Source organism: Archangium violaceum (genome assembly GCF_016859125.1).
Classification (GTDB): Bacteria; Myxococcota; Myxococcia; order Myxococcales; family Myxococcaceae; genus Archangium; species Archangium violaceum_A.
Genome location: NZ_CP069338.1, coordinates 88,511 through 109,190 on the forward strand (window position 1 = coordinate 88,511; position 20,680 = coordinate 109,190).

22 protein-coding genes are annotated in these 20,680 nt (G+C 69.3%); 12 read left to right on the top strand and 10 right to left on the bottom strand.

All coding sequences use genetic code 11. The annotated features are described in order from the left end of the window. Positions 1 to 3 precede the first annotated feature (3 nt). The gene (locus JQX13_RS00290) at positions 4 to 711 is read right to left on the bottom strand and encodes a helix-turn-helix transcriptional regulator (protein ID WP_203407080.1); all 708 of its coding nucleotides are present in this window, start codon (positions 709 to 711) and stop codon (positions 4 to 6) included. Positions 712 to 807: 96 nt separating this feature from the next. On the opposite strand from JQX13_RS00290, the gene JQX13_RS00295 reads away from it, so the two are divergent. After that, positions 808 to 1,440 (top strand): glutathione S-transferase family protein, encoded by a 633-nt coding sequence (locus JQX13_RS00295; RefSeq protein WP_203407081.1) that lies wholly within the window; start codon positions 808 to 810, stop codon positions 1,438 to 1,440. Positions 1,441 to 1,448: 8 nt separating this feature from the next. On the opposite strand, the gene JQX13_RS00300 is transcribed toward JQX13_RS00295, so the two are convergent. Beyond that, positions 1,449 to 2,258, bottom strand: a complete 810-nt coding sequence (locus JQX13_RS00300) for a GNAT family N-acetyltransferase (RefSeq protein ID WP_203407082.1) — start codon at positions 2,256 to 2,258, stop codon at positions 1,449 to 1,451. Between the two features lie 587 nt (positions 2,259 to 2,845). On the opposite strand from JQX13_RS00300, the gene rnk reads away from it, so the two are divergent. The 4 genes from rnk (at position 2,846) to JQX13_RS00320 (ending at position 6,230) form a co-directional block, all read left to right on the top strand. Further along, positions 2,846 to 3,250, top strand: a complete 405-nt coding sequence (gene rnk, locus JQX13_RS00305; RefSeq protein ID WP_203407083.1) for a nucleoside diphosphate kinase regulator — start codon at positions 2,846 to 2,848, stop codon at positions 3,248 to 3,250. Positions 3,251 to 3,364: 114 nt separating this feature from the next. Next, a complete protein-coding gene (locus tag JQX13_RS00310) occupies positions 3,365 to 4,840 on the top strand; it encodes an anthranilate synthase component I family protein (protein WP_203407084.1) in 1,476 nt (491 codons plus the stop codon). Further along, a complete protein-coding gene (locus tag JQX13_RS00315; RefSeq protein ID WP_203407085.1) occupies positions 4,837 to 5,409 on the top strand; it encodes an anthranilate synthase component II in 573 nt (190 codons plus the stop codon). Before JQX13_RS00310 ends, JQX13_RS00315 begins: the two co-directional genes overlap by 4 nt. Then, complete coding sequence (locus tag JQX13_RS00320) at positions 5,406 to 6,230, top strand: aminotransferase class IV (RefSeq protein WP_203407086.1); 825 nt, start codon at positions 5,406 to 5,408, stop codon at positions 6,228 to 6,230. Before JQX13_RS00315 ends, JQX13_RS00320 begins: the two co-directional genes overlap by 4 nt. 6 nt (positions 6,231 to 6,236) lie before the next feature. Here the strand turns inward: JQX13_RS00320 and JQX13_RS00325 are convergent, their stop codons facing one another. Further along, complete coding sequence (locus JQX13_RS00325; protein ID WP_203407087.1) at positions 6,237 to 7,061, bottom strand: pseudouridine synthase; 825 nt, start codon at positions 7,059 to 7,061, stop codon at positions 6,237 to 6,239. A gap of 194 nt (positions 7,062 to 7,255) precedes the next feature. Between JQX13_RS00325 and JQX13_RS00330 the strand changes: the two genes are divergently transcribed. From JQX13_RS00330 to JQX13_RS00340, 3 genes are read left to right on the top strand one after another with little or no spacing between them, the layout of a single operon-like run. Continuing rightward, positions 7,256 to 7,693 carry a hypothetical protein gene (locus tag JQX13_RS00330; RefSeq protein WP_239014435.1) on the top strand — a complete coding sequence of 146 codons (438 nt, stop codon included), beginning with the start codon at positions 7,256 to 7,258 and terminating at the stop codon, positions 7,691 to 7,693. Between the two features lie 10 nt (positions 7,694 to 7,703). Beyond that, positions 7,704 to 8,180: a phage holin family protein gene (locus JQX13_RS00335; protein WP_239014436.1), complete on the top strand. Its 477-nt coding sequence runs from the start codon at positions 7,704 to 7,706 to the stop codon at positions 8,178 to 8,180. After that, on the top strand, positions 8,177 to 9,100 hold the full coding sequence (locus JQX13_RS00340) for a hypothetical protein (protein ID WP_203407088.1): 924 nt from the start codon (positions 8,177 to 8,179) through the stop codon (positions 9,098 to 9,100). Before JQX13_RS00335 ends, JQX13_RS00340 begins: the two co-directional genes overlap by 4 nt. Before the next feature lie 54 nt (positions 9,101 to 9,154). On the opposite strand, the gene JQX13_RS00345 is transcribed toward JQX13_RS00340, so the two are convergent. Together JQX13_RS00345 and JQX13_RS00350 are read right to left on the bottom strand one after the other, a co-directional pair. Beyond that, positions 9,155 to 9,415 (bottom strand): GNAT family N-acetyltransferase, encoded by a 261-nt coding sequence (locus JQX13_RS00345; protein WP_203407089.1) that lies wholly within the window; start codon positions 9,413 to 9,415, stop codon positions 9,155 to 9,157. 5 nt (positions 9,416 to 9,420) lie between these two features. Further along, the gene (locus JQX13_RS00350) at positions 9,421 to 10,002 is read right to left on the bottom strand and encodes a hypothetical protein (RefSeq protein ID WP_203407090.1); all 582 of its coding nucleotides are present in this window, start codon (positions 10,000 to 10,002) and stop codon (positions 9,421 to 9,423) included. A 137-nt stretch (positions 10,003 to 10,139) separates the two neighbouring features. Here JQX13_RS00350 and JQX13_RS00355 point away from each other — a divergent pair, with 137 nt between their 5' ends. From JQX13_RS00355 to JQX13_RS00365, 3 genes are all read left to right on the top strand, one after another. After that, complete coding sequence (locus JQX13_RS00355; RefSeq protein ID WP_239014437.1) at positions 10,140 to 11,381, top strand: threonine/serine ThrE exporter family protein; 1,242 nt, start codon at positions 10,140 to 10,142, stop codon at positions 11,379 to 11,381. A 142-nt stretch (positions 11,382 to 11,523) separates the two neighbouring features. After that, positions 11,524 to 11,751: a hypothetical protein gene (locus tag JQX13_RS00360; protein ID WP_203407092.1), complete on the top strand. Its 228-nt coding sequence runs from the start codon at positions 11,524 to 11,526 to the stop codon at positions 11,749 to 11,751. After that, positions 11,748 to 12,458: a heme oxygenase (biliverdin-producing) gene (locus JQX13_RS00365; RefSeq protein WP_203407093.1), complete on the top strand. Its 711-nt coding sequence runs from the start codon at positions 11,748 to 11,750 to the stop codon at positions 12,456 to 12,458. Before JQX13_RS00360 ends, JQX13_RS00365 begins: the two co-directional genes overlap by 4 nt. 22 nt (positions 12,459 to 12,480) lie before the next feature. Here the strand turns inward: JQX13_RS00365 and JQX13_RS00370 are convergent, their stop codons facing one another. The 5 genes from JQX13_RS00370 to JQX13_RS00390 all read right to left on the bottom strand — a co-directional run bounded on the left by JQX13_RS00370 (position 12,481) and on the right by JQX13_RS00390 (position 19,332). After that, positions 12,481 to 13,284 (bottom strand): hypothetical protein, encoded by an 804-nt coding sequence (locus JQX13_RS00370; protein ID WP_203407094.1) that lies wholly within the window; start codon positions 13,282 to 13,284, stop codon positions 12,481 to 12,483. A 27-nt stretch (positions 13,285 to 13,311) separates the two neighbouring features. Further along, the gene (locus tag JQX13_RS00375; protein WP_203407095.1) at positions 13,312 to 14,922 is read right to left on the bottom strand and encodes a pre-toxin TG domain-containing protein; all 1,611 of its coding nucleotides are present in this window, start codon (positions 14,920 to 14,922) and stop codon (positions 13,312 to 13,314) included. A gap of 39 nt (positions 14,923 to 14,961) precedes the next feature. Continuing rightward, a complete protein-coding gene (xdhB, locus tag JQX13_RS00380) occupies positions 14,962 to 17,349 on the bottom strand; it encodes a xanthine dehydrogenase molybdopterin binding subunit (protein WP_203407096.1) in 2,388 nt (795 codons plus the stop codon). 5 nt (positions 17,350 to 17,354) lie between these two features. After that, positions 17,355 to 18,806 (bottom strand): xanthine dehydrogenase small subunit, encoded by a 1,452-nt coding sequence (gene xdhA, locus JQX13_RS00385; protein WP_203407097.1) that lies wholly within the window; start codon positions 18,804 to 18,806, stop codon positions 17,355 to 17,357. 112 nt (positions 18,807 to 18,918) lie between these two features. Continuing rightward, complete coding sequence (locus JQX13_RS00390) at positions 18,919 to 19,332, bottom strand: DoxX family protein (protein WP_203407098.1); 414 nt, start codon at positions 19,330 to 19,332, stop codon at positions 18,919 to 18,921. 119 nt (positions 19,333 to 19,451) lie between these two features. Here JQX13_RS00390 and JQX13_RS00395 point away from each other — a divergent pair, with 119 nt between their 5' ends. After that, positions 19,452 to 20,636 carry an AI-2E family transporter gene (locus JQX13_RS00395; protein WP_203407099.1) on the top strand — a complete coding sequence of 395 codons (1,185 nt, stop codon included), beginning with the start codon at positions 19,452 to 19,454 and terminating at the stop codon, positions 20,634 to 20,636. The last annotated feature ends 44 nt before the right edge of the window (positions 20,637 to 20,680 follow it).

A 20,680-nucleotide genomic window follows, 5' to 3' on the forward strand; every position in this document is an offset into this window, starting at 1 on the left:
AATTCATTGCCGCCGCGGGGACGGACGCGCGCGTGCCTCCAGCGAGCGGCGCCACCGGGCGCGCAAGGCGGCGGGACGCTCCGGATGGAGCTCGTCCAGGAAGTCCGCGCCCACCACCCGGTCCGTGCGGAAGCTCCGAAAATCCCTTCGCAGCTCGCACCAGGCAATCAGCAGGCGCACGGTGTCCATGTAGCCGACGATGACGGGCCAGACGGTGCGCTCGCTCGTGCGGCCCTGCTCGTCGCGATAGCGCAGGACGATCTTCCGCCCCTCGCGAATGGAGGCGCGCACCCGGGCGACGTCCAGCCCATCCGGAGTAACGTTCCAGACGGGTGGCGTACCGGAGGCCGGCTCGAGAACGTAGGGTTGCAGGCGCTCGGGTACGGTGGCGCGGATCTTGGCGATCAAATCCCTCGCGGCCCGGGCCAGGGCGGGATCCGCGCGCCCGGCCACCCATTGGGCACCCAGCACCGCCGCCTCGATCTCGTCGGCTGTCAGCATCAGGGGTGGCATGTCGAAGCCAACATCCAGCACATAGCCCACACCCGCCTCGCCGCGGATCGGCGTGCGCTGGTCCATCAGCGCGGCGATGTCGCGGTAGACGCTGCGCTTGGAGGTCTCCAGCTCGGCGGCGATGGCATCGGCGGTGACCGGCCCCCGGGCCCGCCGGAGGATCTGGATGATCTGGAAGAGGCGTTCGGCGCGTCTCATGAAACCATCATCGTGAATCGATGCTGACAGCATGCTGGCAGCAGGGTGGCGGTAGCAAGGGGGCGTTTATTGGCGATGCTGTCCAGGAGGATTGTCATGAAGCTCTACTTCCACCCCATGTCCGGAAACTCGCGCCGCGTGCTGCTCGTGGCCACCCACCTCAACGTGCCCCTCGAGCGCATCGTGGTCGACCTGCCCAAAGGAGAGCAGCGCGGGGCGCCGCACCTGGGGCGCAACCCCAACGGGCGCGTCCCAGTCCTCGATGACGACGGCTTCGTGCTGTGGGAGTCGCGCGCCATCATGCAGTACCTGGCCGAAAAGACGCCGGGGCAGACGTTGCTCCCGACGGACGCGCGCGACCGCGCCGATGTGAGCCGCTGGCTCTTCTGGTGCGCGACCCACATGGCCCCGGCGAACACGATCCTGGTCTTCGAGAACTTCGTGAAGGCGCTGACGGGCGGCGGGCCGGATCCCGCCGAGGTCGCGCGGGGAGAGGCGCTCTTCGCGCAGCACGCGCCGGTCCTGGACGCGCACCTCGCGGGCAGGACGTGGGTCACGCAGGATCGCCTGACACTCGCGGACTTCTCCCTGGCCGCGTCGTTCGCCCTCGCCGGTCCAGCGCGCCTGCCGATCGGGGACTACGCGAACATCCAGGCCTGGCTCGGGCGCGTGCAGGAACTCGAGGCGTGGAAGCGCACCACGCCGCCTGCGCCGCCGCCCGCTGCCTGAGAACGGCGCTACGGCGTCAGGGGATGGGAGAGCTCGAGCTGCGAGAGGGCCAGCGGTGAAAACCCCGCGCCGAGGAAGAAGCGCTCGCACCGTCCCTCCGGGACGATGGCACCTACCGCCAGCGACTTGCCGGGCCAGGCCGCCGCCAGCGCGCGGAGCAGCCGACGTCCGGCCCCCTGCCCTCGCGCTTCTGGCTCCACGGCGATGGCCCGCAGCGCGAGCGTGGGCGCGGAGACATCTCCGAGCACCGCCACCGCGGGCCCCACCCGGAACGCCCGGGTGGGGAGCGACAGCCCCGCGATGGTGGCCGGCGCCAACTGCCAGGGCAGCCCCTCGGGGAGGAGCCGCGCGCAGGCGATGGGCTCCACCTCCTCCAGCGAGGCCGGCTCCGGAATGGGAGTCCCCACGAAGCCCACCAGCCGGCGCACGCGCTGGAAGCCCAGACGCTCGTAGAGCTTCACCGCGGGGAGGTTCTGCTCGATGACCTCCAGCTGCATCCGCGTGTCCCCACGGGCGCGCGCCTCCTCCATCAATGGCAGCAGCATGGCACCCCCGAGCTTGCGGTTGCGGTGCGTGGGCACGATGCCCATGCCCGCGACCCGGCTCTCCCTCCCCCGCCGGGCCATCAACACCAGCCCCACCGGCTCACCGTCCACCCGCGCGATGCGGCTGTCCGCCAGGGAGATGTGCTCGCCACGCACGCGCGCATCGAACAGCAGGGGCGCGTCGGGAATGGTGACGAAGTAGCCCTCGAAGACGCGGGCGAAGAGCGTGGAGAGGGAATGGAGCGGCAATTCGGAGGCGGGCGTGAGGTCCATGAGGGCGGCTCGGAAGGGAGACACTACCAGGCGGCCTCGAAGCTGGATCTTCAGGAGTGACGTGGGGCCACCCACCCTTTGGGAGGATCCACCGCCGTAAGTCTTACTGCCCTCGGGGGCAGTACCGCCCGCAGCCCACGCACAAGTCCCTGAAATCACAGGGGCTCGACTGAGGAAGGGCATGGCACACGGACTGCTATAGCCCTCCGGCAGGAAGTCGATGGGTGGATCGGGGCAGGACGGGCGGGTCGGGGAAGGACGGGCGGGTCGGGGTCGGTCGTTTCGGGGGGATGGGGCAGAGCAGCAGCACTTCGGGGGAAGTGGGTTGGGGAATGAGTCGGGGAGGAGCTGGGGGCAGCTCCTCCCCGATTTGTTTTGAGAAACCAATCCCTACCACGCCCACCTGTCAGCAATCCCCGAGGCCTCGACGCACCGCGTCTCCTGCTCGTGGAGCGCTCAATCCTTGACGCACCGTCAGGGGATCGCCCGGTGGGACGTCCGCTTCCAGACGCCCTGCCGCCATGCAGGCGCGGCTCGGTTCCTGCTCGGTTGACCGACCGCACACAGGGTCAAAGGATTGAGCCGTCATGAGCACGCAAGAGCCGAGAATCGTGGTCACGTCGACGGATATGGAGCGGCTGCGGACTCTCATCGACACGACCGCCGGAGACAAGGCGGAGACGCTCGATGCGGAGTTGCTGCGCGCGGAAGTCGTCGACCCTACCCAGATACCGCCTGACGTGGTCACCATGAACAGCCGGGTGGTGTACCAGGACGAGGACTCGGGGGAGACGCGCGAGGTGACGCTCTCCTATCCCCAGGACGCGTCCCTGGAGCATGGGCGGGTATCCGTGCTGGCGCCCGTGGGAGCGGCGCTGCTCGGGCTCTCCGTGGGGCAGGAGATCGAATGGGAGTTGCCCGGGGGCAAACACAAGCGCCTACGCATCGTCTCGGTCACCTACCAGCCGCAGGCGGCCGGCCACTTTCACTGAGCCCGCTCTCCCCCGGAGGGGTGAGGGGGGACGGCGGCTGCCCGGTCCTCCTGGGAGGTACGGCGGACAGGCAGTGAACAGGGGTGGGTGGCCTCTGTTACAAGCCCTCCGCCCATGTCGGTGTCCCCCTCCCCTCCTCTGGTTCCCCCGAGCCGTGAGCGCTTCGAGGCGCTCGTGGCCGAGGGCTATGATCAGGTCCCTCTCTTCCGCTCGGTGGAGCTCCAGGGCTTGCGGCCACTGGAGTTGCTGCGGGCACTCCCCCCGGGACATCGCTTCCTGCTGGAGAGCACCCGGACGTCCAGCGAGGGACGCTACTCCTTCGTGGGAGCGAAGCCGTTCCTCACCTTCCGTGCCTGGGGCGGTCGGTGCGAGGTGAACGGGGAGCCGCGCCCCGGCCCTCCCCTCGCGACCCTGCGCGAGCTGTTGAAGCGCTCACGAGGCATCCGGCTGCCGGGGATGCCGCTTTTCTGCGGCGGCGCGGTGGGCTTCTTCGCCTACGAGGCCGCGCATTATTTCGAGTCCCTGCCGCGCCACCCGAACGCCGACCTGGGCCTGCCGGACATCGCGCTGGACTTCGTGGACACGTTCGTGGCGGTGGATCACCTGGAAGGCCGCGCGCTCGTGGTGGCCACGGGAAGAGACTACGACGACTGCGACCGGCGGGTGGCGGAGTTGGAGCGCGTGGTGCGTGAGGTCGATGCCCGGGAGCCCACGGCTCCGGCCTGGCGCCTCGGGAACGAGCAGACTCCGAACGTGGCGTGGCGGTCCAACTTCACACCGGAGGACTACCTGCGCGCGGTGGAGCGCGTGCGGGAGTACATCCGCGCGGGGGACACCTACCAGGTGAACCTGTCGCAGCGGCTGGAGGTGGAGCCGAGGCTGCCCGCGCTGGAGCTGTACGAGGCCCTGTCCACCCTCAACCCCGTGCACTTCGCCAGCTACCTGGAGGTGGACGGAGTCGAGGTGGTGAGCGCCTCGCCCGAGCGGCTGGTGCGGGTGGAGGACGGCCGTGCCATCACGCGGCCCATCGCGGGCACCCGCCGCAAGGGGACGCCGGAGGAGAACGCCCGCTTCATCCACGAGCTGCGCACCAGCGAGAAGGAGCGCGCCGAGCACGCGATGCTGGTGGACCTGGAGCGCAACGACCTGGGGCGTGTCTGTATCCATGGCAGCGTCCAGGTGACGAAGCTGATGGAGATCATCGAGTACACCCACGTCATCCACATCGAGTCCGAGGTGGTGGGCCAGCTGGCGCCGGGGGTGGAGCCGCTCGACGTAGTGGCGGCGGTGTTCCCGGGAGGCACCATCACCGGCGTGCCGAAGATTCGCACCCTGCAGATCATCACCGAGCTGGAGCCGCACGCGCGGGGCCTCTACACGGGCTCGCTCGGATACCTGGGCTTCACGGGAGAAATGGACCTGAACATCGTCATCCGCACGATGGTGTTGAAGGGCGGAAGGGCCTGGGTGCAGGTGGGCGCGGGCATCGTCCACGACTCGGAGCCGAGGCGCGAATACCAGGAGACGCTGCACAAGGCGCGCTCGCTGTTGCTCGCGCTGTCCGCGCGCCCGGTGGGAGACGCGTCATGATGTTGCTCATCGACAACTTCGACTCCTTCACCTTCAACCTCGTGCAGGCGTTGGGTGGACTCGGGGCGGAGCTGAAGGTGGTGCGGAACAACGCCCTCACGCTCGCCGAGGCGGAGGCGCTGCGGCCGGACCACCTCGTCATCTCCCCGGGCCCGTGCACGCCGAACGAGGCTGGCGTCTCCCTGGAGCTCCTCCGCGCCTTCGCGGGCCGGGTTCCCATCCTCGGGGTGTGCCTGGGCCATCAGTCCATCGGGCAGGTCTTCGGAGGGCGCGTCGTCCGGGCCCCGGTTCCCGTGCACGGAAAGACGGGCGACATCCACCACGATGGCCGGGGCGTCTTCCGCGGGATGCCGGCGCCCTTCGTCGCCGCGCGCTACCACTCGCTGGTGGTGGACCGGGCGAGCCTCCCGGACTGCCTGGAGGTCTCGGCGTGGTGTGGGGACCTGGTGATGGGCCTGCGCCACCGCGAGTACCCGTGGCTGGAGGGCATCCAGTTCCATCCCGAGTCCTTCCTCACGCCCCACGGAAACCACCTGCTCGCCACGTTCCTGGAGGCGCGCATCGGATGATGGACACGGTCGCGGTGAACGGCGAGGTACGGCGGCTGGAGGAGCTGCGCCTCCAGGACTTCCTCCAGTCCTTCTTCTTCGGCGCGGGATTCTTCGAGACGTTCCTCGTCGAGGAAGGCGCCCCGATGTTCCTCGAGCGGCACCTCGCGCGGCTCCGCTCGAGTCTCACGGCCCATGCGAACTGCGTGCACGCACCTCCGCCGGAAGTGCTCACCGCCGGCGCCGTGCGCGAGGCGCTGCGCCGCTGTCTGGAGGCGGATGCCCACCTGGGGCCGCGCTTCACCGGCGTGGGCAAGCTGGTGGCGGGAGACGGCCGGCTGCTGCTGTCCTTTCGAGCCCTGGCGCCCCAACACGAGCGCACCCTGCGCGAGGGGTGTGTCCTCGACGAGGTGGAGGACCGAGGCTATCGCCGGGGAGATTCTTCCCTGAATCACAAGAGCGTCTCGTACCTCCGGCAGTACGCGCACCTCGGGCGGGGGACCGTCTTCGTCAACGAGGCCGGGGAGCTGTGCGAGGTTCCGAATGGGAACCTGTTCTTCCTCGTGAGGGACATGGTGGTGACTCCGCCCCTGGAGGCCCCGTGTCTGCCGGGTGTCATCCGCTCCGTGCTACTGGAGCAAGGACGGCTCGGGGGACTTCCTGTCGTGGAGCGTGCGTTGACCCGGGCGAGGCTCGAGGACGTGCGGGGTTGTTTTCTCACCAACTCCGTCAGCCTGGTCCTCGCCGTTCCCCGGCTGCTCGGGCACGTGCTGACTGGGAGCTCGGAGTGGGCCGGGGATGCGCGTGGCGTGGTGCGGGAGTACGCACGGAGAGAAGGGTGACGACCCTCACCCTCGCCCTCTCCCAGAGGGAGAGGGAATCGCGTGGAAGCCGAGGCCCTGCTCCACCTCGGCCTCCGTGAGCAGGCGAAAGGACCCCTCCGGTACGTCAAGGGTGAGCTCGCCCACGGCCTCGCGGTGCAGCGTCCGCACCGGGTGTCCCACCGCCGCCAGCATCCGCTTCACCTGGTGGTGCCTGCCCTCGGTGAGCACCAGCTCGACCCGGCTGGGAGCCAACAGCCGAGCCCCCGCCGGCCGTGTCGGTCCATCCTCCAGCACGAGGCCCTCGCGCAGTCGTTGGAGCGCCGCCTCCGAGGGGTTCCCCTCGACCTCCGCCACGTAGCGCTTGGGCACGTGGGTCTCCGGAGAGGTCGCGTGCGCCACCAGTCGCTCCTCGTTGGTGAAGAGCAACAGGCCCGTGGTGTCCCGATCCAGCCGTCCCACCGCGTACCACTCGTAACCTCGCAACTCTGGCGTCAGCACCGCGCGCAGACGTTCGAAGACGGTGCCGATTCCCTCGGGATCGCTCCCGTGCACCACCACGCCCGCGGGCTTGTGGAACATCAACGCGAGCGTCCGCGCCTCCAGCACGCGCGGCTGTCCATCCACCCGCACCACGCTCCCCGCGTGCACCGGTGCGAAGGGATCCGTCTCCACCCGCCCGTCCACCTCCACCCGCCCCTCGCGCAGGGCCCGCTCCGCCTTGGCCCGGGGCAGCACCCCCGCCCGGCCCAGTGCGCGCACCAACCAGTCCGCACGCTGCCCCTCCGGCACGGGCTCCTTGCGTCGCCGCGCGGCCTCCAGCCACCTCGGTGTCTTCGCCTTCCTCGCCATCAGCGCACCCGCTCCCGCTTCACGGACTTCCCATTCCTATTCCCCACCGCGCGAGCACCCTCCTCCGCCGCCTGCTTCGCGAGCGTTCCCCCTCCCTGTCCTGGCGCATTCCTGAGCGTGCCTAGCTTGAGCCATGTGTGGGGCATTCCTGCATGAGCAGCACAACGTATCCAACAGACTCGGAGGGAGACCGTATGGCAACCGTGACTGAAGGAGGAATTCAAGGGGCCAGCTTCGGCGGCACCGGCTCGAACATCGGGGCGGGTGATGTGTCGTCCCAGGGCTCCGACACCGGCTTCTCTGCCCAGGGCAAGGAGCAGGTGAAGCGCTTCACCGGCGCGACCCGGGATCGGGTCTACCACCAGGTGGACAGCCGGAAGGACGAGCTCGTCAAGGGTCTGCAGGGATTCATCTCCACGCTGGAGAACGCCTCGCAGAACGCCGATGGCATGTCGCAGCAGGTGCTCCATGGCGCCGTGGGCTACATCCGCAAGTTCTCCGACCGCATCGAGAATGGCACCACCGAGGAGTTGCTGCAGGACGCGCGGCAGTTCGTCCGCGAGAAGCCCGCGCCCTTCTTCGCTGGCTGCGTCGCCCTGGGGTTCCTCGCCGCCCGCGTCCTGAAGGAATAGGGAGGCCACCATGCGACCTGGCAATCCAGAGACTCGCGGTAGCTACACCTATGAAGAACGCACCGTCTCCGGCGACGGCATGTCGGAGCGTGCCTTCGGCTCGCTCGTGAGCGAGTTCTTCGATCAGGCCAAACGGCTGATCCGCGCGGAGATCACCCTCGCGAAGACCGAGCTGAGTCAGGAAGCGACGAAGTTCAAGTCCGGCGGCGTAATGGTGGGAGTGGGCGGCGTGCTGCTCCTCATCGGCGGTATCGCCTTCATGCTCACCGCCTGCGCCTTGTTGGACCTGGTGCTGCCCTTCTGGGCCGCGGCGCTGATCGTCACGGTGGCCTTCCTCGCCATCGGCGCGGGTGTCGCCCTCGCGGGCATCAAGAGCATGAAGAAACTCCACGCACCCACCAAGACAATCCAAACCCTCAAGGAGGACGGGCAATGGGCGAGCAGGACGTTCCAATCCGTGAAATCACAGATGCACGGGCACGCATGAGCGAGCTCGCCGATGAGCTGGCCCGTCGCATGGAGCCAGAGCACATCAAGGCGCTCGCCACGGACAAGGTCACGGAGATCAAGGATCAGGCCCGGGAACGGGTCACCGAGAAGGCAGACGAGCTGAAGACGCATGCCAAGGAGGCGGTGATGCGCAGGACCCATGACATCAAGGATCGGGCTGATACGCCCAAGGGATGGAGCATGCTGGGGGCGATCATCGGCGCCGGAGTGGGCTCCGTGCTGATGAAGAAGGCCTTCGACGCGCGCCATGATGGATCGGACATCGGCGGACGCCGCATGTTCAGCAGGTCCGACCTGGATACGCCCTCGCTCGTGCCAGCACCCGAGGGCGGCCTGATGAGGCCCACCGGAGACGTGCGGGGCATGGGAGGCAGTGACGTCGGCGTGCGGACCAGCACGGACGTGGGTGACGTGAACACCGGGGAGAGCAACCTGAAGGGTCGCGCCTCGGAAGCCATGGACACGGCCAAGGGCAAGGCCTCCGATATCAAGGAGCGCGCCAGCGGCCTGGTGGACCGGGCCGTGGACAGGGCCCATGGGCTTCGCGAGCGCATCCCGGACCGGGGCGAGATGAAGCACCAGGCCTCGGACTGGTACAGCACCGTGACCGACAACCCGATGCTGCTGGCCATCGGCGGCCTCGCGATCGGCGCGCTGTGCGCCAGCCTCATCCCGGTGACCAACCGCGAGCGCCAGCTCATCGAGCCCGCCAAGAGCAAGGTGAAGGAGCGCATCTCCACCCTCGGCGATCAGCTCGAGAGCAAGCTGTCGGGACAGTCCGGGGACGAGAGCGGCCAGGAGGAGGAGCACCGATCCTCCGCCTCCTCGGAGAGCGAGCGGGAGCGGGGCTCCATCCCGCCACTGCCGCCGCTCGATGACTACACCTCCGTGCACTGAGCGACGGAGCGCACGAGGCCGGACGGGGCGGCGAACGCCTCGCCCGGCCTTGCTCTATCCATTGCTGGCCGGAGTGCGAGCCCGCCACTCGCGCTCGAGCAGGGCGTAGATGAGGAAGTCGCACCACTCGCCCTTGATGAACGCGTTCTCCCGGAAGTGGGCCTCCTGGCGCATGCCCAGCCTCTCCATCAGGAGCGGAGGCGGGGTTGCGAGGGTCGCCTCGGGAGTACGGACACCATGGGACTGGTAACGCACCACCTCCTCGAATTCGCGCAGCAGCAGGCGGGGCGTGGACAGGGGCGCGGTGAGCAGCATGGCGGTCAGGATTCCTGGCCCGGGTGGGAGGGGAAGAAGGGATGGGCTTTTCCCTGCTCATCGACGAAGAGGAAGCCCTGGAAGCGCGCGGCGTCCGGAGCCCCCGGGTGTTGGCGGGCCTCCGCCAGCCGCGCGAAGGACAGGGAGGCGATGTCGTCCTCCTTCACGCCGGCGAGCGCCAGGAATCCGGGGCGGCTGTCCCCGTCGCGCAGCAGCGTGGGCCGGTGCCCCTTGAAGTCGATGGCGGTGGACACGCGTTGGAGGGCGGCATGGGCCTGGGCGAGCTGCTTCGCGGTGCGCATGCGCAAGGCGACCTCCTCGCGGGTCTGGCAGGCGCCGTCCACATGGACACCGATCTTCAACGAGTCCTCACCCGTGGAGAAGACGAGGACACGGCTCCCCGGCAGCTCCCGGGAGAGCGCATTCGCGGCCTCCTCGGCGGCCTCGCCCTCGACCTGGGGCCATAGCCTCAACGCCTTGCCCGGACCGGTGGCGAGGAAGGCCGCCAATCGACGCGAGCCGAGCGAACGCTGCACCTTGGTACGCGCCGCTCCCAACACGATGAATCCCTGCGCGGAGTCACTCATGGGCCGCAAGAGCACGGGGAACCGGGGCTTTCGTCAAGAGGGAGCGCTCGGAGGGGTGCCGCGGGGCAGGCAACCTGACAGCGCGAGTGACGGAGGCTTCGTTTGACTCCCCAGGGGGCCTCTGCCATGTGCGCCCCGTGCTTCCGGCAGAACAGCTCGTCACCTTCCAACCGCCACCGCCAGGGCCCTCGGTGGCGTTCACGCTGCGCCTCGGACAGGCGCTGCACCGCTATGGCACTCCCGCCCACCGGTTGGAGGAGCAGATGCGGCTGGTGTCGCAACGGCTGGGGCTCGAGGCCCGCTTCTTCTCCACGCCCACCTCCATCTTCGCGTCCTTCGGTCCTCCCGAGGCCCTCCAGACCAGCCTCATCCGCGTGGAGCCCGGGGAGCTGGACCTCGGCCGGCTGGCGAGCCTCGATGCGCTCGCGGAAGAGGTCATCCGGGGTGCGCTCTCCCCCGAGGAGGGCGCCGAGCGCGTGGAGGCCGTCCTCGCCGAGCCCCCTCGCTACGGCAATGGCCTGCACCTGTTGTGCTGGGCCCTGGCCGCCTCGGGCGGAGCACGGCTCTTCGGCGGCGGCCCTCGGGAGATGGGCGTGGCGGCGCTGATCAGCCTCCTCATCGGTGGGCTGGACCTGTGGACGCGGCGGCAGGCGTCGACGGTCTGGGTGCTGGAGCCGGTGGCCGCCATCCTCTCCTCGGCGCTGGCCGTGGTGGCGGCGAGCCTCGTGGGCCCGCTGTCGGTCCAGGTCGTCACGTTGGCGGGCCTCATCGTGCTGCTGCCCGGCCTGAGTCTGACGGTGGCCCTCAACGAGCTCGCCACACGCAACCTCATCTCCGGGACGTCACGGCTCACGGGCGCGGCGCTGGTATTCCTGGAGCTCGGCTTCGGCGTGGCGCTCGGCACCCGGCTGACGGAGTGGCTCCCGCTGCCCGCGAAGCTCGGCCCGCTCCCGGCGCTTCCGGCCTGGACGGAGCCGCTGTCCATCGTGCTGATGATGTCCGGAGTGAGCGTCCTCTTCCGCGCCCGGCCCCGCGACTGGGGGTGGATCGCCCTCGCCGGAATGCTGGCCTACGAGGGCTCGCGCCTGGGCTCCCAGCTCCTGGGACCGCAGCTCGGCGCGTTCCTCGGAGCGCTCGTCGTGGGCATGGGCACCAACCTGCTCTCCCGCGTGCGCAGCCGCCCGGCCACCATCACCCTCGTGCCCGCCATCATGCTCCTGGTGCCGGGCAGCATCGGGTTTCGCAGCATGGAGTCCCTGCTCGCCCGGGACGTGCTCGCGGGCGTGGACACCGCCTTCTCCATGCTCATGGTGGCCGTGGCCCTCGTCGCAGGCCTCCTGTTCGCCAACGCCCTCCTCCCGCCGCGCAAGGTGCTCTGACGCACGCTCCGTCCGGACGCGCACGTCCGGACACCCTTTCCCGCCCCTCGGGCTTGACCGCCTGCCTTCCGTCTGGCATCTTGATTTTGAAAACGAAAATCAAAATCATTTTCAACATTCGACGAAACTCCGAGGAGGACCCATGCCGACCAACCCCTGCTGCCGCACCCTCCTGGCCCGTAGCCCCAGCGCGGAGGTGACGCGCTGCACCTGCGGCCACATCCACCTGAGCCTCGGGCCGATGACGATCCGAATGGACGAGGCCGCGCTGCACGCCATCTGGCTCACGATGGGGGATGCGGTGCGGGCCCTGTCCGCGGGACCCGAGCAGCCCTCCAAGGAGGCCACCGTCGGAGGGTGGAAGCAGTGAGCACGCTAACGGAGCTGCTGCGGCGGGCCACCGCCAACGAGGTACACGCCGCGACGCGGACGGCGTTCGCCGGACGGCTCGCGCGAGGAGAGCTGGAGCGGGCGAACTACGTGCGGCTCCTGTCCTGCCTCCAGACGGTCTACGCGGAGCTGGAGTGGGCGCTCATGTGGAATCGCCTGCACCCGGCGGTCGGCCCCCTGTGTCTCCCCGAGCTGTGGCGGAACGAGCTGCTGCAGGACGATCTGCGAACCCTGCTCGGCCCGGGCTGGTATTCGAACGCGCCACGCCAGGAGGTGGCTGCCTATGTGGAGCGGCTCGGCCTGCTCTGCGACGAGGCTCCCGAGCTGCTCGCCGCGCACGCCTGGGTACTCTACGCCACGGACCTGCCCGGAGCCGGCCAGACCGGCGCGGGGATTGCCCGTGCGCTCGGGCTGCGCGGGAAGATGGGAACGGTCTTCCTCCGCCATGCCACCCACCTGGACGGGGAGGCCTACCGGGCCCACCTGCTCGAGACGATCGACCAGATGCCCTTGGACGAGAGCTCAAGAGAGGCTCTCGCCAACGAAGCACGGCGCGCCGTGCGTGGGGTGCACCTGCTCTTCGAGGCGCTGGGCCGGAACCTCACCGCGGCCCACGGGCGGCGCGAGAGCTCGAGGACGGGAAGCTGGCTGCCACGACTGTGGGTGCCAGCACGCGGGATGTCCTGAGGCGTCTCGACGGACAGTCGCGTCAATGAAGCGGCTGGCCGAGGGAGTCCAGGACGGGACGGCGGGTGGGGAGGGTTCGGCGCTCGTGATCGTAGAAACACTCGGGGCCGAGCAGCGAGATGAGCTCGCGCTCGCGGGCGATGCCCGTTTCAGTGCTGGCATCGGTGGGCAGTTCGTAGGGCTGGACGAGGACGATGTCCTCCCCGAATCGCTCGAGGCACTCAGCGGGCAAGGCGCCAAGGCGCTGGCCGAACATGCGAATGAAGGGGGGCCCGTAGAAGTTGCGCCAGACGAGACCCGGGAGACCCTCGCTGTAGTCGCGAACGGTGAGCTCGTCTGTCGAATAGGTAAACTCCCCTCCCTCCGTGGGAAGGCTCTTGTGGACGCGCCGCCGTTGCTTTCCTTCGAGGTCCGTTTCCAGCCCAGCCAGGGTCAGGGGTGATTGAACGAGACGCATGAGCTCCGCCACCTGGGGTGCAAGTGATGCGCGCCAGGAAGCTTTCGAGGCGGAGCTGACCGATGTCATCCAGGAAATGGAACCCGCGTAGGGGAATGGTGGGTTGGGAAGGATGGGCGAGAACCAGATGAAGTCCCGATCTGTCCTGGCCGCGACGCACAGGCTCCTGTGCTCCTCGTAGTGAGCGACGAGTGGAGCGAGGTCAATGCGATTCGGCTCGATGGCTTTATCGAGCGCAGCGGAACCATAGCGCCGAGGCTCGAACCATCTGTATTTGAGAAGAATGAGGCCGAGGAACTCCCTTACAACAGCGCCCGAGGGACGTCTTGGGGGAAGGCTCAGCTTGGCTTTTAGATACTTGACAGTCATATATATCTCTTGGAATCAAGGAGTACATCACGGGTAGTATCTCACGCGCGCATTACCGAGTTGGTCCAAGGCTCTCAGGCGTTCGAGAAGCGAGCCTGAAAGACGCGTAGGACCATCGGCGTGCTGGGCAGAGCGAACCCAGAGTTCGAGATGCCCGCCGTATTTCTCCACATACTCAATCATGGCTTTGATGTTCCCAGAGAGGGACAACTCCTTGCGCGCCTTGGCCTCGACGAAGGGATAGGGCTGGCCCCACACCAGCTCCACTGGGCTGCCCTTCACCGAGTCGGCGACGAAGCCCTGCGCGCGGCTGCCCGGCGGCGGCATCACCATCGCGGTGTTTCGCTCGTACTGATTGATTTTGAGGATGGTATCCTCGAAGGCATTACCCGCCGGTTTGTTCTTGAGAATGGTCTCGTACATGCGCTCCCAATCCGCATCCGGCTGGAAGGAGAAGCGACGGTACTTCTCCGGGTGGCGGAACTGGTAGTCCACCCAACGTTGTGCCTTGTGGGCTCGGGTGCCGGGCAGAAGCCGACTGCCGTCGGGAAGTGTTCGTACGCCCAGCAGCGGCATCTTTTGACTCGCCCGCAGCGCCTTGGACGCCTCGCGCAACGGCGCCTCCAGTCCGCGCGCCACCCGGTTGAGGAATTGCACCTCCTCCTCGGTGAAGGTGTGGCCCCGGGAGGCCGCTGCCAGCAGGCGTTCAATCTCCCTCACATCCCCTGGAGACAGGTGCGAAGCCACGCGCGAGAGCACCTCCACTTCGTCCAGGCTCCGGCCGGTGAGCAGCGCCAGCCGCTCCGCGCCCTCCTCGCCGGCTTTCATCAGCACGGCACCGGTCACGAAGGGCAGCAGCACGCCCAGCGCACACACCACCCGCTCGGTGCGTGTGAGCGAGTGGCCAGTGATGCTCTGGCCGGTAACGGCCGCCCGTGCGTCCGTCACCTCGCCCACGCCCGGTGTCAGACCCACCAGCAGTTCCAGCACCAATTCCTCGGAGGAGTACACCTCCGGATCCAGGGCCTCGCTGTAATCCAGGTGCACCGGAGCCAGGCGACCCAATTGCACCGCGCTCGCCAGAGCGGAGCGGCTCGCCAGCAGATAGAGCGCCACCTCATCGGGCGTGCGCTTCAGGAAGTCAGGGTCCTCCGTGTGGGCGTATGCCCAGGCGAGTGTGGCGTTGCCCAGGGCCCGCAGCGACTGTTCGCGAAGAGGAGATTCCGTGAGCAGGTATCCCGGAGCCACACGGCGCGGAGGCGCCAGGTGCGTTTCCAGCAGCACGCGCCCCCAGGCCTCATACTCCGCCAGCTTGCGCTGCACCGCCCGCCAGCGAACCTCACGCGCCCGCTCCTCCTCCAACAACTCCACGTATCGCGCCAGGGGCGAGGGGGCCTCATCAAGCGCTGCCTCCGGTTGCCGCAGCACCCATGCCTCCAGCTTCGTCAGCGCCGCCAATCCCTCGCGGAGCTCCGCCTCGGAGAGGACAGGAGCCTGGAGCTTCGTCCTCTGGTGGCGAAGGAATGCCTCGTAGGGAGCCTGGGGTGGCACGGCCGAGAGCACCGGGCCCGAGGACTCCACCTCCTCCCGCCATATGCCTTCGCCCCGCCTCAGGGTCAGGGCCGAGTCGCAGCGCACCGCGCCCTCCGTGAAATCACAGGGGACGCGGGAGCCGCTTCACTTCGAGCCCTCGGGGAGAGCGCACCCGCCCCGCGCCATCTCCACGGCGCGCAGAATGGCCTCCGGCGTCGCGGGCGAAGCCAGCTCCACCGGAGTGCACGGCTGCCCGAAGGCGGCCACCGCATGCCGCAGCGCCGTCACCGCGCCAATGGCCAGCATGAACGGAGGCTCACCCACTGCCTTGCTGCCGTGGAGGGTGTTGTCCTGCGACGCACGCTCCAGCAGGGCGACACGGAAGTCCTCGGGCGCATCCCCCACCGCCGGAATCTTGTACGTGTCCGGTGAGTGTGTGACGAGCCGGCCCTTCGCGTCGAACAGCACCTCCTCGCACGTGAGCCACCCCAGGCCCTGGATGAAGCCTCCCTCCACCTGGCCCCTGTCGATGCTGGGCACCAGCGAGGAGCCCACGTCGTGCAGGATGTCCACGCGGCGCACGCGGTGCTCGCCGGTGAGGCCGCTCACCTCCACCTCCACCACGGCGGCGCCGAAGGCGTAGTAGTGGAAGGGTTTGCCACGTCCGGCCACCCGGTCGTACGAGATGTCCGGCGTGCGGTAGTAACCCGTGGCCGACAGCGACACCTGGGCCAGGTACGCGGCATGGACCACCTCGGCGAAGGACACCGAGCGCTCGGGACGCGCGGGAAGGAAGACGCGGCCCCCGGTGAAGACGAGCGAGTCCACCTCGCCACCCCGCTCGAGCTGCAACAGACGCGCGGCCACCGGGCGCAGCCGATCCCGGAGCACTTCGCACGCCTGCTTCACCGCCTGGCCGTTGAGGTCCGCGCCGCTGGAGGCGGCCGTGGCCGAGGTGTTGGGCACCTTGTCCGTGGCGGTGTTCATCACCCGCACGCGCTCGGGAGGAACGCCCAGCTCGTGGGCGCACACGGCCCGCATCTTGGTGTGCAGCCCCTGCCCCATCTCGGTGCCACCGTGATTGAGCTGCACGCTACCGTCCGTGTACACCACCACCAGGGCGCCCGCCTGGTTGAGGAAGCTCGTGGTGAAGGAGATGCCGAACTTCACCGGCTGGAAGCCAATGCCCCGCTTCGTCCATCGCGAGGAGGCGTTGAAGGCGTCGATCTCCGCGCGCCGCCGGACGTAGTCGCTGGAGGCCATCAGCTCGGCGTGGATGCGCGGCAGGCGGTTGCCCTCCACCGGCTGCCCGTACGGGGTGACGTTCGAGGGGGCGTCCCGGTAGAAGTTGCGCTCGCGTACCACGGCCGGATCCAACCCGAGCCGCTCGGCGGCGCGGTTGAGCACCTCCTCCATCACGAACATGCCCTGGGGCCCGCCGAAGCCGCGGAAGGCCGTGTTGGAGGGCAGGTTCGTCCGGGCCACCCGGCCGACGAACTGCAACGCCGGGACGAAGTACGCGTTGTCCAGGTGGAAGAGCGCCCGGTCCAGGATCGCGTGCGACAGGTCCGTGCTCCACCCGCCGTCGGAGAACAGCTCGACCTTCAGCGCGAGCAGCCGCCCCTCCGCGTCGAAGCCGGCGTCATAGTGGCCCCAGAAGGGGTGACGCTTGCCCGTGAAGGCCATGTCCTGGTCGCGGTTGAGCCACACCTTCACCGGCCGCCGGGTGGCGCGCGCGCCCAGGGCCGCCAGGGCCGCGAAGGGCGCCGCCTGCGTCTCCTTGCCGCCGAAGCCGCCTCCCATGCGTGGCACCTCCACCACCACCTGGTGCCGCCCCACGCCCAGCACTCCGGCGACGATGGCCTGCACCTCCGAGGGGTGCTGGGTGGAGCTCCACAGGTGCACCGCGTCGTCCTCGCCGGGCACCGCCAGCGCCACCTGCGTCTCCAGGTAGAAGTGGTCCTGGGCGCCCGTCATGCACTCGCCCGCGAGACGCACCGGGGCCGCCGCGAGTGCCGCCTCCGGCTCTCCCCGGCGGATGGTATGCGGGGTGGTGTGGAAGGAGCCGGCCTCCACCGCCGCCTTCAGGGTCAGCAGCGCGGGCAGTGGCTCGTACTCCACCTCCACCAGCGCGGCGGCGCGGCGGGCCAGGTCGGCGCTCTCCGCCAACACCAGGGCCACCGTCTGTCCCACGAAGTGCACCTCGCCGTCGGCGAACAGGGGCTCGTCGTGGATGACGGGGCCCACCTGGTTCTCCCCGGGGATGTCCTCGGCGAAGAGCACGGCGTGGACTCCGGGCAGGGCCCGGGCGCGCGAGGCGTCCTTGCGCGACAGACGTGCGTGCGCGTGCGGCGAGGTGACGAGGTGCCCCGCCAGCATCCCCGGCGGCGCGGGCATGTCGTCCACGTAGAGGGCCTCGCCGCTGGTGTGCTTCAGGCCGCTCTCGTGAGGGGCCGGGGCGTGCAGGGGCGTACGGGCCGGCTCGATCTGCTGGGCGAGGGTGGAATCGGGAGAAGAAGGAAGCGTGCTCATCCGTTTCACCTCACCTGCACCGTGGCCGGGTGACGCTCCGCGAGCCGTGGCATCGGCTCCGAGAGCGTTTCGTGGAAGAAGCCGCGCAGGAGGTTCTTCGCCACCCGCGCGCGGTACCACGCCGAGCCCCGGTGGTCGGACAGCGGCTTGAAGTCCTCGTCCAGCGAGGAGAGCGCCTCCTCCACCGTGGCCTCCGTCCAGGGACGGCCCACCAGCGCGGCCTCGGTGCGCCGGGCCCGCGAGGGCGTGGCCGCCATGCCTCCGTAGGCCAGCCGCGCCTCGGCCACCTTCCCCTCCCCGTCCACCACCACCCGGAAGCCCGCGGACACGGCGCTGATGTCCAGCTCGCGCCGCTTGGACACCTTGTACGCGAGCGCCCTCGTCCCCTCCGGCTGTGCCGGCACGTCCACGAAGGCCAGCACCTCGCCACGCCCGAGCGCCGTGCGCCGGTAGCCCTGGAAGAAGTCCTCCAACGGCACCCGCCGCTCCCCCGCCCGCGAGCGCAGCACCGCCTCGGCCCCCAGCGCGAGCAGCACCGGCGCCAGGTCTCCAATGGGCGAGGCGGTGCACAGGTTGCCACCCACCGTCGCGCGGTTCTTGATCTGCCGAGAGCCGAAGTAGCGCAGCATCCGCTCCAGGGGCGGGCACGTGGCGCGCGTGTAGTCCTCCAGGTCCGTCAGCCGCACCGTGGCACCCAGGCGATGCCCGCCGCCGCGCGGCTCCAGCACGCGCAGCTCGGACAGCGCCTCCAGCGACACCAGCAACGGGGGCTCCGCGTAGCGCTTCGTCACCTCCAGCGACAGGTCCGTCCCCCCCACCACGAAGCGGGCCTCCGGGTGCTCGTCCAACACGTCCCAGAGGGCCTCGAGAGAGCCCGGGGTGAAGAAGCGCTGGGCACCCGCCTCGTAGGCCAGCGCCATGGGCCCGGGCTGCGTCTCCGCGAGCGCACGGGCGAAGCGATCCGGGGGACGAAGGCCGGCCACCCGGCCCGCGGCTTCACGGATGGGCCGGTAGCCGGTGCAGCGGCAGAGGTTGCCACACATCTGCGCGTCCAGCTTCCAGGGCTCGTCCAGATCGCGGCGGTGACAGGCCTCCAGCATCGCCATGGCGACGCCCGGGGTGCAGTAGCCGCACTGAGAACCCAGCTCGCGCGCCAGCGTCTCCTGGACGACGTGGTACTTCCCGCCCTCCTTGAGCGCCTCCACCGTGTACACGCGCTTGCCCTGCACCATGGGCAGCAGCACGAGGCACGCGTTCACCGCTCGCAGCGCGGGGGTGCCCTGGCCATCGTGCTCCAGCACGGCGACGCTGCAGGCCCCGCAGTCGCCCTCGGCACAGCCCTCCTTGGTACCGGACAGGTGGGCCCTGTCGCGCAGGTAGCGCAACAGCGTGGTGGTGGGAGCGAGTCCCGTCTCCTCGACGGGCCTGTCATTCAGGAAGAAGCGCAGGCGTTCCATGGGCCTCCTCCGGTCCCTCCATTCCGGAAGGCCGGGGGTTCAGCCTACTACGGTCCACGTCGGGGGCGCTGCCCCGGCCCTGCCCGGAGGGAAGTGCCCGCCACCTGACGGTTCAGCCGCGCAGGGTGAGGAGGGCCACCAGACTCACGAGGAAATAGGGCACGAGGCCCCCGGCCCCCGCGTAGTCCTTGGCCATGCGCTGGCCGAAGAAGAGGGCCACGAAGGAGAGTCCGGAGAGGGCCGCGCCCCACATGGCCACCCGCGTGGCGCCGGAGAGCACCAGGAACACCAGCCCGGCCGCGCTCACCGCGCCAGCGGCCAGCTCCAGCACCGTGAGGGTCGCCAGCAGCAGCGGCACCACTCCGCGCAGGGGGCTCTTGGCGAAGTGTCCGGTAAGCCACCCCAGGTTGCCCTTCCAGTCGATGACCTTGTCCAGTCCGGACTGGAGGAAGGTGATGGCGAGGAAGAGGGCGCACAGCACCTGGACGAGCCAGAGGGGGAAGAGGTTCGAGTCGAGCGACGGCATATGGGGTGGGCACTCTAACCCGCCTGCCTGCTTCCCCAAGCACCGGGCGACGGCAATAGCCAGAGCACGGCCGCTCCCTCCCCCTTCCGACAACCCGGGAGCGCCCCCATTGTCCGTCCATGGCCACTGAACAAGGAGCCCGGCGTGTCCTCGTGGGGCTCATCCTCGTTTCCATTGCCCTGTTGTTGATGGTCGCCTCCCCGTTCTTCAACGCCTTCTTCCTGGCCGCGGTGCTCGCCGGAGCCTTCCAGGGCCTGCAGCGGTGGTTGACGCGGCGCTTCCGGGGGAGGAGCGGGCTGTCGGCCGGTATCATCTGCGTGGGGACCATCCTGGCCCTGCTCGCGCCCCTGGCCGCCCTCACCGCCTTCATCGTCTCCCAGGTCATCGAGGGGGTGAACTTCATCTCCACCACGGTGCAGCAGCGGGGATTGCAGGGACTGGTGGCCTACGTGCCCGGCCCCCTGCGGGACCAGGCGGGGCGGATGCTCGAGCGCTTCCAGTCCGAGAGCGCCGGGGTGTGGCAGACCCTCCAGGAGCAGTTGACCTCCCGGGGCGCCACGGCGGCCCAGACGGTGGGCGGGGTGGTGGTGACCACGGGCTCGGTGATCTTCCAGGTCGTGATGATGCTCATCGCGCTCTATTTCCTGCTGGTGGATGGGCAGCGGCTCGTCGCGTGGATGGAGAGCGTGTCCCCCCTCAAGCGCGGGCAGACGACGGAGCTGCTGACCGAGTTCCGCCGCGTCACCAAGTCCGTGCTGGTGTCCAGCGTGGCCACCGCGGGCGTGCAGGCCGTGGCGGCCCTGGTGGGCTACCTCATCACCCGCGTGCCGGTCCCCATCTTCTTCGCGGCGGTGACGTTCTTCTTCGCGCTCATCCCCGCCGTGGGCGCCGCCGTGGTGTGTCTGGCCGCCGCCCTGCTGCTGCTCGCCACCGGCCACCCCGTGGCCGCCCTCATCCTGGCCATCTGGGGCGTCGTCGTGGTGGGGCTCGCCGACAACGTCGTCAAGCCCATACTCGCCAAGCGCGGCATGCACATGCACGGCGCCATCGTCTTCTTCGCCCTGCTCGGCGGCCTGGCCGTCTTCGGCGCCATCGGCCTGCTCCTGGGGCCGCTCATCGTGGCCTTCTTCCTCGCCGTGGTGCGCATCTACGAGCGCGACTACGGCCGGCCCTCCGCCCGTCCCGGAGACCCGGGCACCCCGCCGCAGAGCAAGCCCGTTCTAGCTGAGCCCTCCGTGCCCGAGGGCGAGGAGTGGGAGGCCTCGGGGTTCCACACGGAGCGTGGGGTGGACGAGCACCACTGACAGGACTCCCGGGAGCCACGCGCGCCCGGGAGCCCTCGCGTCAC

Excerpts from the sequence above, each read along its gene's own strand:
- JQX13_RS00290 (WP_203407080.1), bottom strand. The coding sequence starts at position 711 with ATGAGACGCGCCGAACGCCTCTTCCAGATCATCCAGATCCTCCGGCGG.
- JQX13_RS00295 (WP_203407081.1), top strand. The coding sequence starts at position 808 with ATGAAGCTCTACTTCCACCCCATGTCCGGAAACTCGCGCCGCGTGCTG.
- JQX13_RS00300 (WP_203407082.1), bottom strand. The coding sequence starts at position 2,258 with ATGGACCTCACGCCCGCCTCCGAATTGCCGCTCCATTCCCTCTCCACG.
- rnk (WP_203407083.1), top strand. The coding sequence starts at position 2,846 with ATGAGCACGCAAGAGCCGAGAATCGTGGTCACGTCGACGGATATGGAG.
- JQX13_RS00310 (WP_203407084.1), top strand. The coding sequence starts at position 3,365 with ATGTCGGTGTCCCCCTCCCCTCCTCTGGTTCCCCCGAGCCGTGAGCGC.
- JQX13_RS00315 (WP_203407085.1), top strand. The coding sequence starts at position 4,837 with ATGATGTTGCTCATCGACAACTTCGACTCCTTCACCTTCAACCTCGTG.
- JQX13_RS00320 (WP_203407086.1), top strand. The coding sequence starts at position 5,406 with ATGATGGACACGGTCGCGGTGAACGGCGAGGTACGGCGGCTGGAGGAG.
- JQX13_RS00325 (WP_203407087.1), bottom strand. The coding sequence starts at position 7,061 with ATGGCGAGGAAGGCGAAGACACCGAGGTGGCTGGAGGCCGCGCGGCGA.
- JQX13_RS00330 (WP_239014435.1), top strand. The coding sequence starts at position 7,256 with ATGGCAACCGTGACTGAAGGAGGAATTCAAGGGGCCAGCTTCGGCGGC.
- JQX13_RS00335 (WP_239014436.1), top strand. The coding sequence starts at position 7,704 with ATGCGACCTGGCAATCCAGAGACTCGCGGTAGCTACACCTATGAAGAA.
- JQX13_RS00340 (WP_203407088.1), top strand. The coding sequence starts at position 8,177 with ATGAGCGAGCTCGCCGATGAGCTGGCCCGTCGCATGGAGCCAGAGCAC.
- JQX13_RS00345 (WP_203407089.1), bottom strand. The coding sequence starts at position 9,415 with ATGCTGCTCACCGCGCCCCTGTCCACGCCCCGCCTGCTGCTGCGCGAA.
- JQX13_RS00350 (WP_203407090.1), bottom strand. The coding sequence starts at position 10,002 with ATGAGTGACTCCGCGCAGGGATTCATCGTGTTGGGAGCGGCGCGTACC.
- JQX13_RS00360 (WP_203407092.1), top strand. The coding sequence starts at position 11,524 with ATGCCGACCAACCCCTGCTGCCGCACCCTCCTGGCCCGTAGCCCCAGC.
- JQX13_RS00370 (WP_203407094.1), bottom strand. The coding sequence starts at position 13,284 with ATGACTGTCAAGTATCTAAAAGCCAAGCTGAGCCTTCCCCCAAGACGT.
- xdhB (WP_203407096.1), bottom strand. The coding sequence starts at position 17,349 with ATGAGCACGCTTCCTTCTTCTCCCGATTCCACCCTCGCCCAGCAGATC.
- xdhA (WP_203407097.1), bottom strand. The coding sequence starts at position 18,806 with ATGGAACGCCTGCGCTTCTTCCTGAATGACAGGCCCGTCGAGGAGACG.
- JQX13_RS00390 (WP_203407098.1), bottom strand. The coding sequence starts at position 19,332 with ATGCCGTCGCTCGACTCGAACCTCTTCCCCCTCTGGCTCGTCCAGGTG.
- JQX13_RS00395 (WP_203407099.1), top strand. The coding sequence starts at position 19,452 with ATGGCCACTGAACAAGGAGCCCGGCGTGTCCTCGTGGGGCTCATCCTC.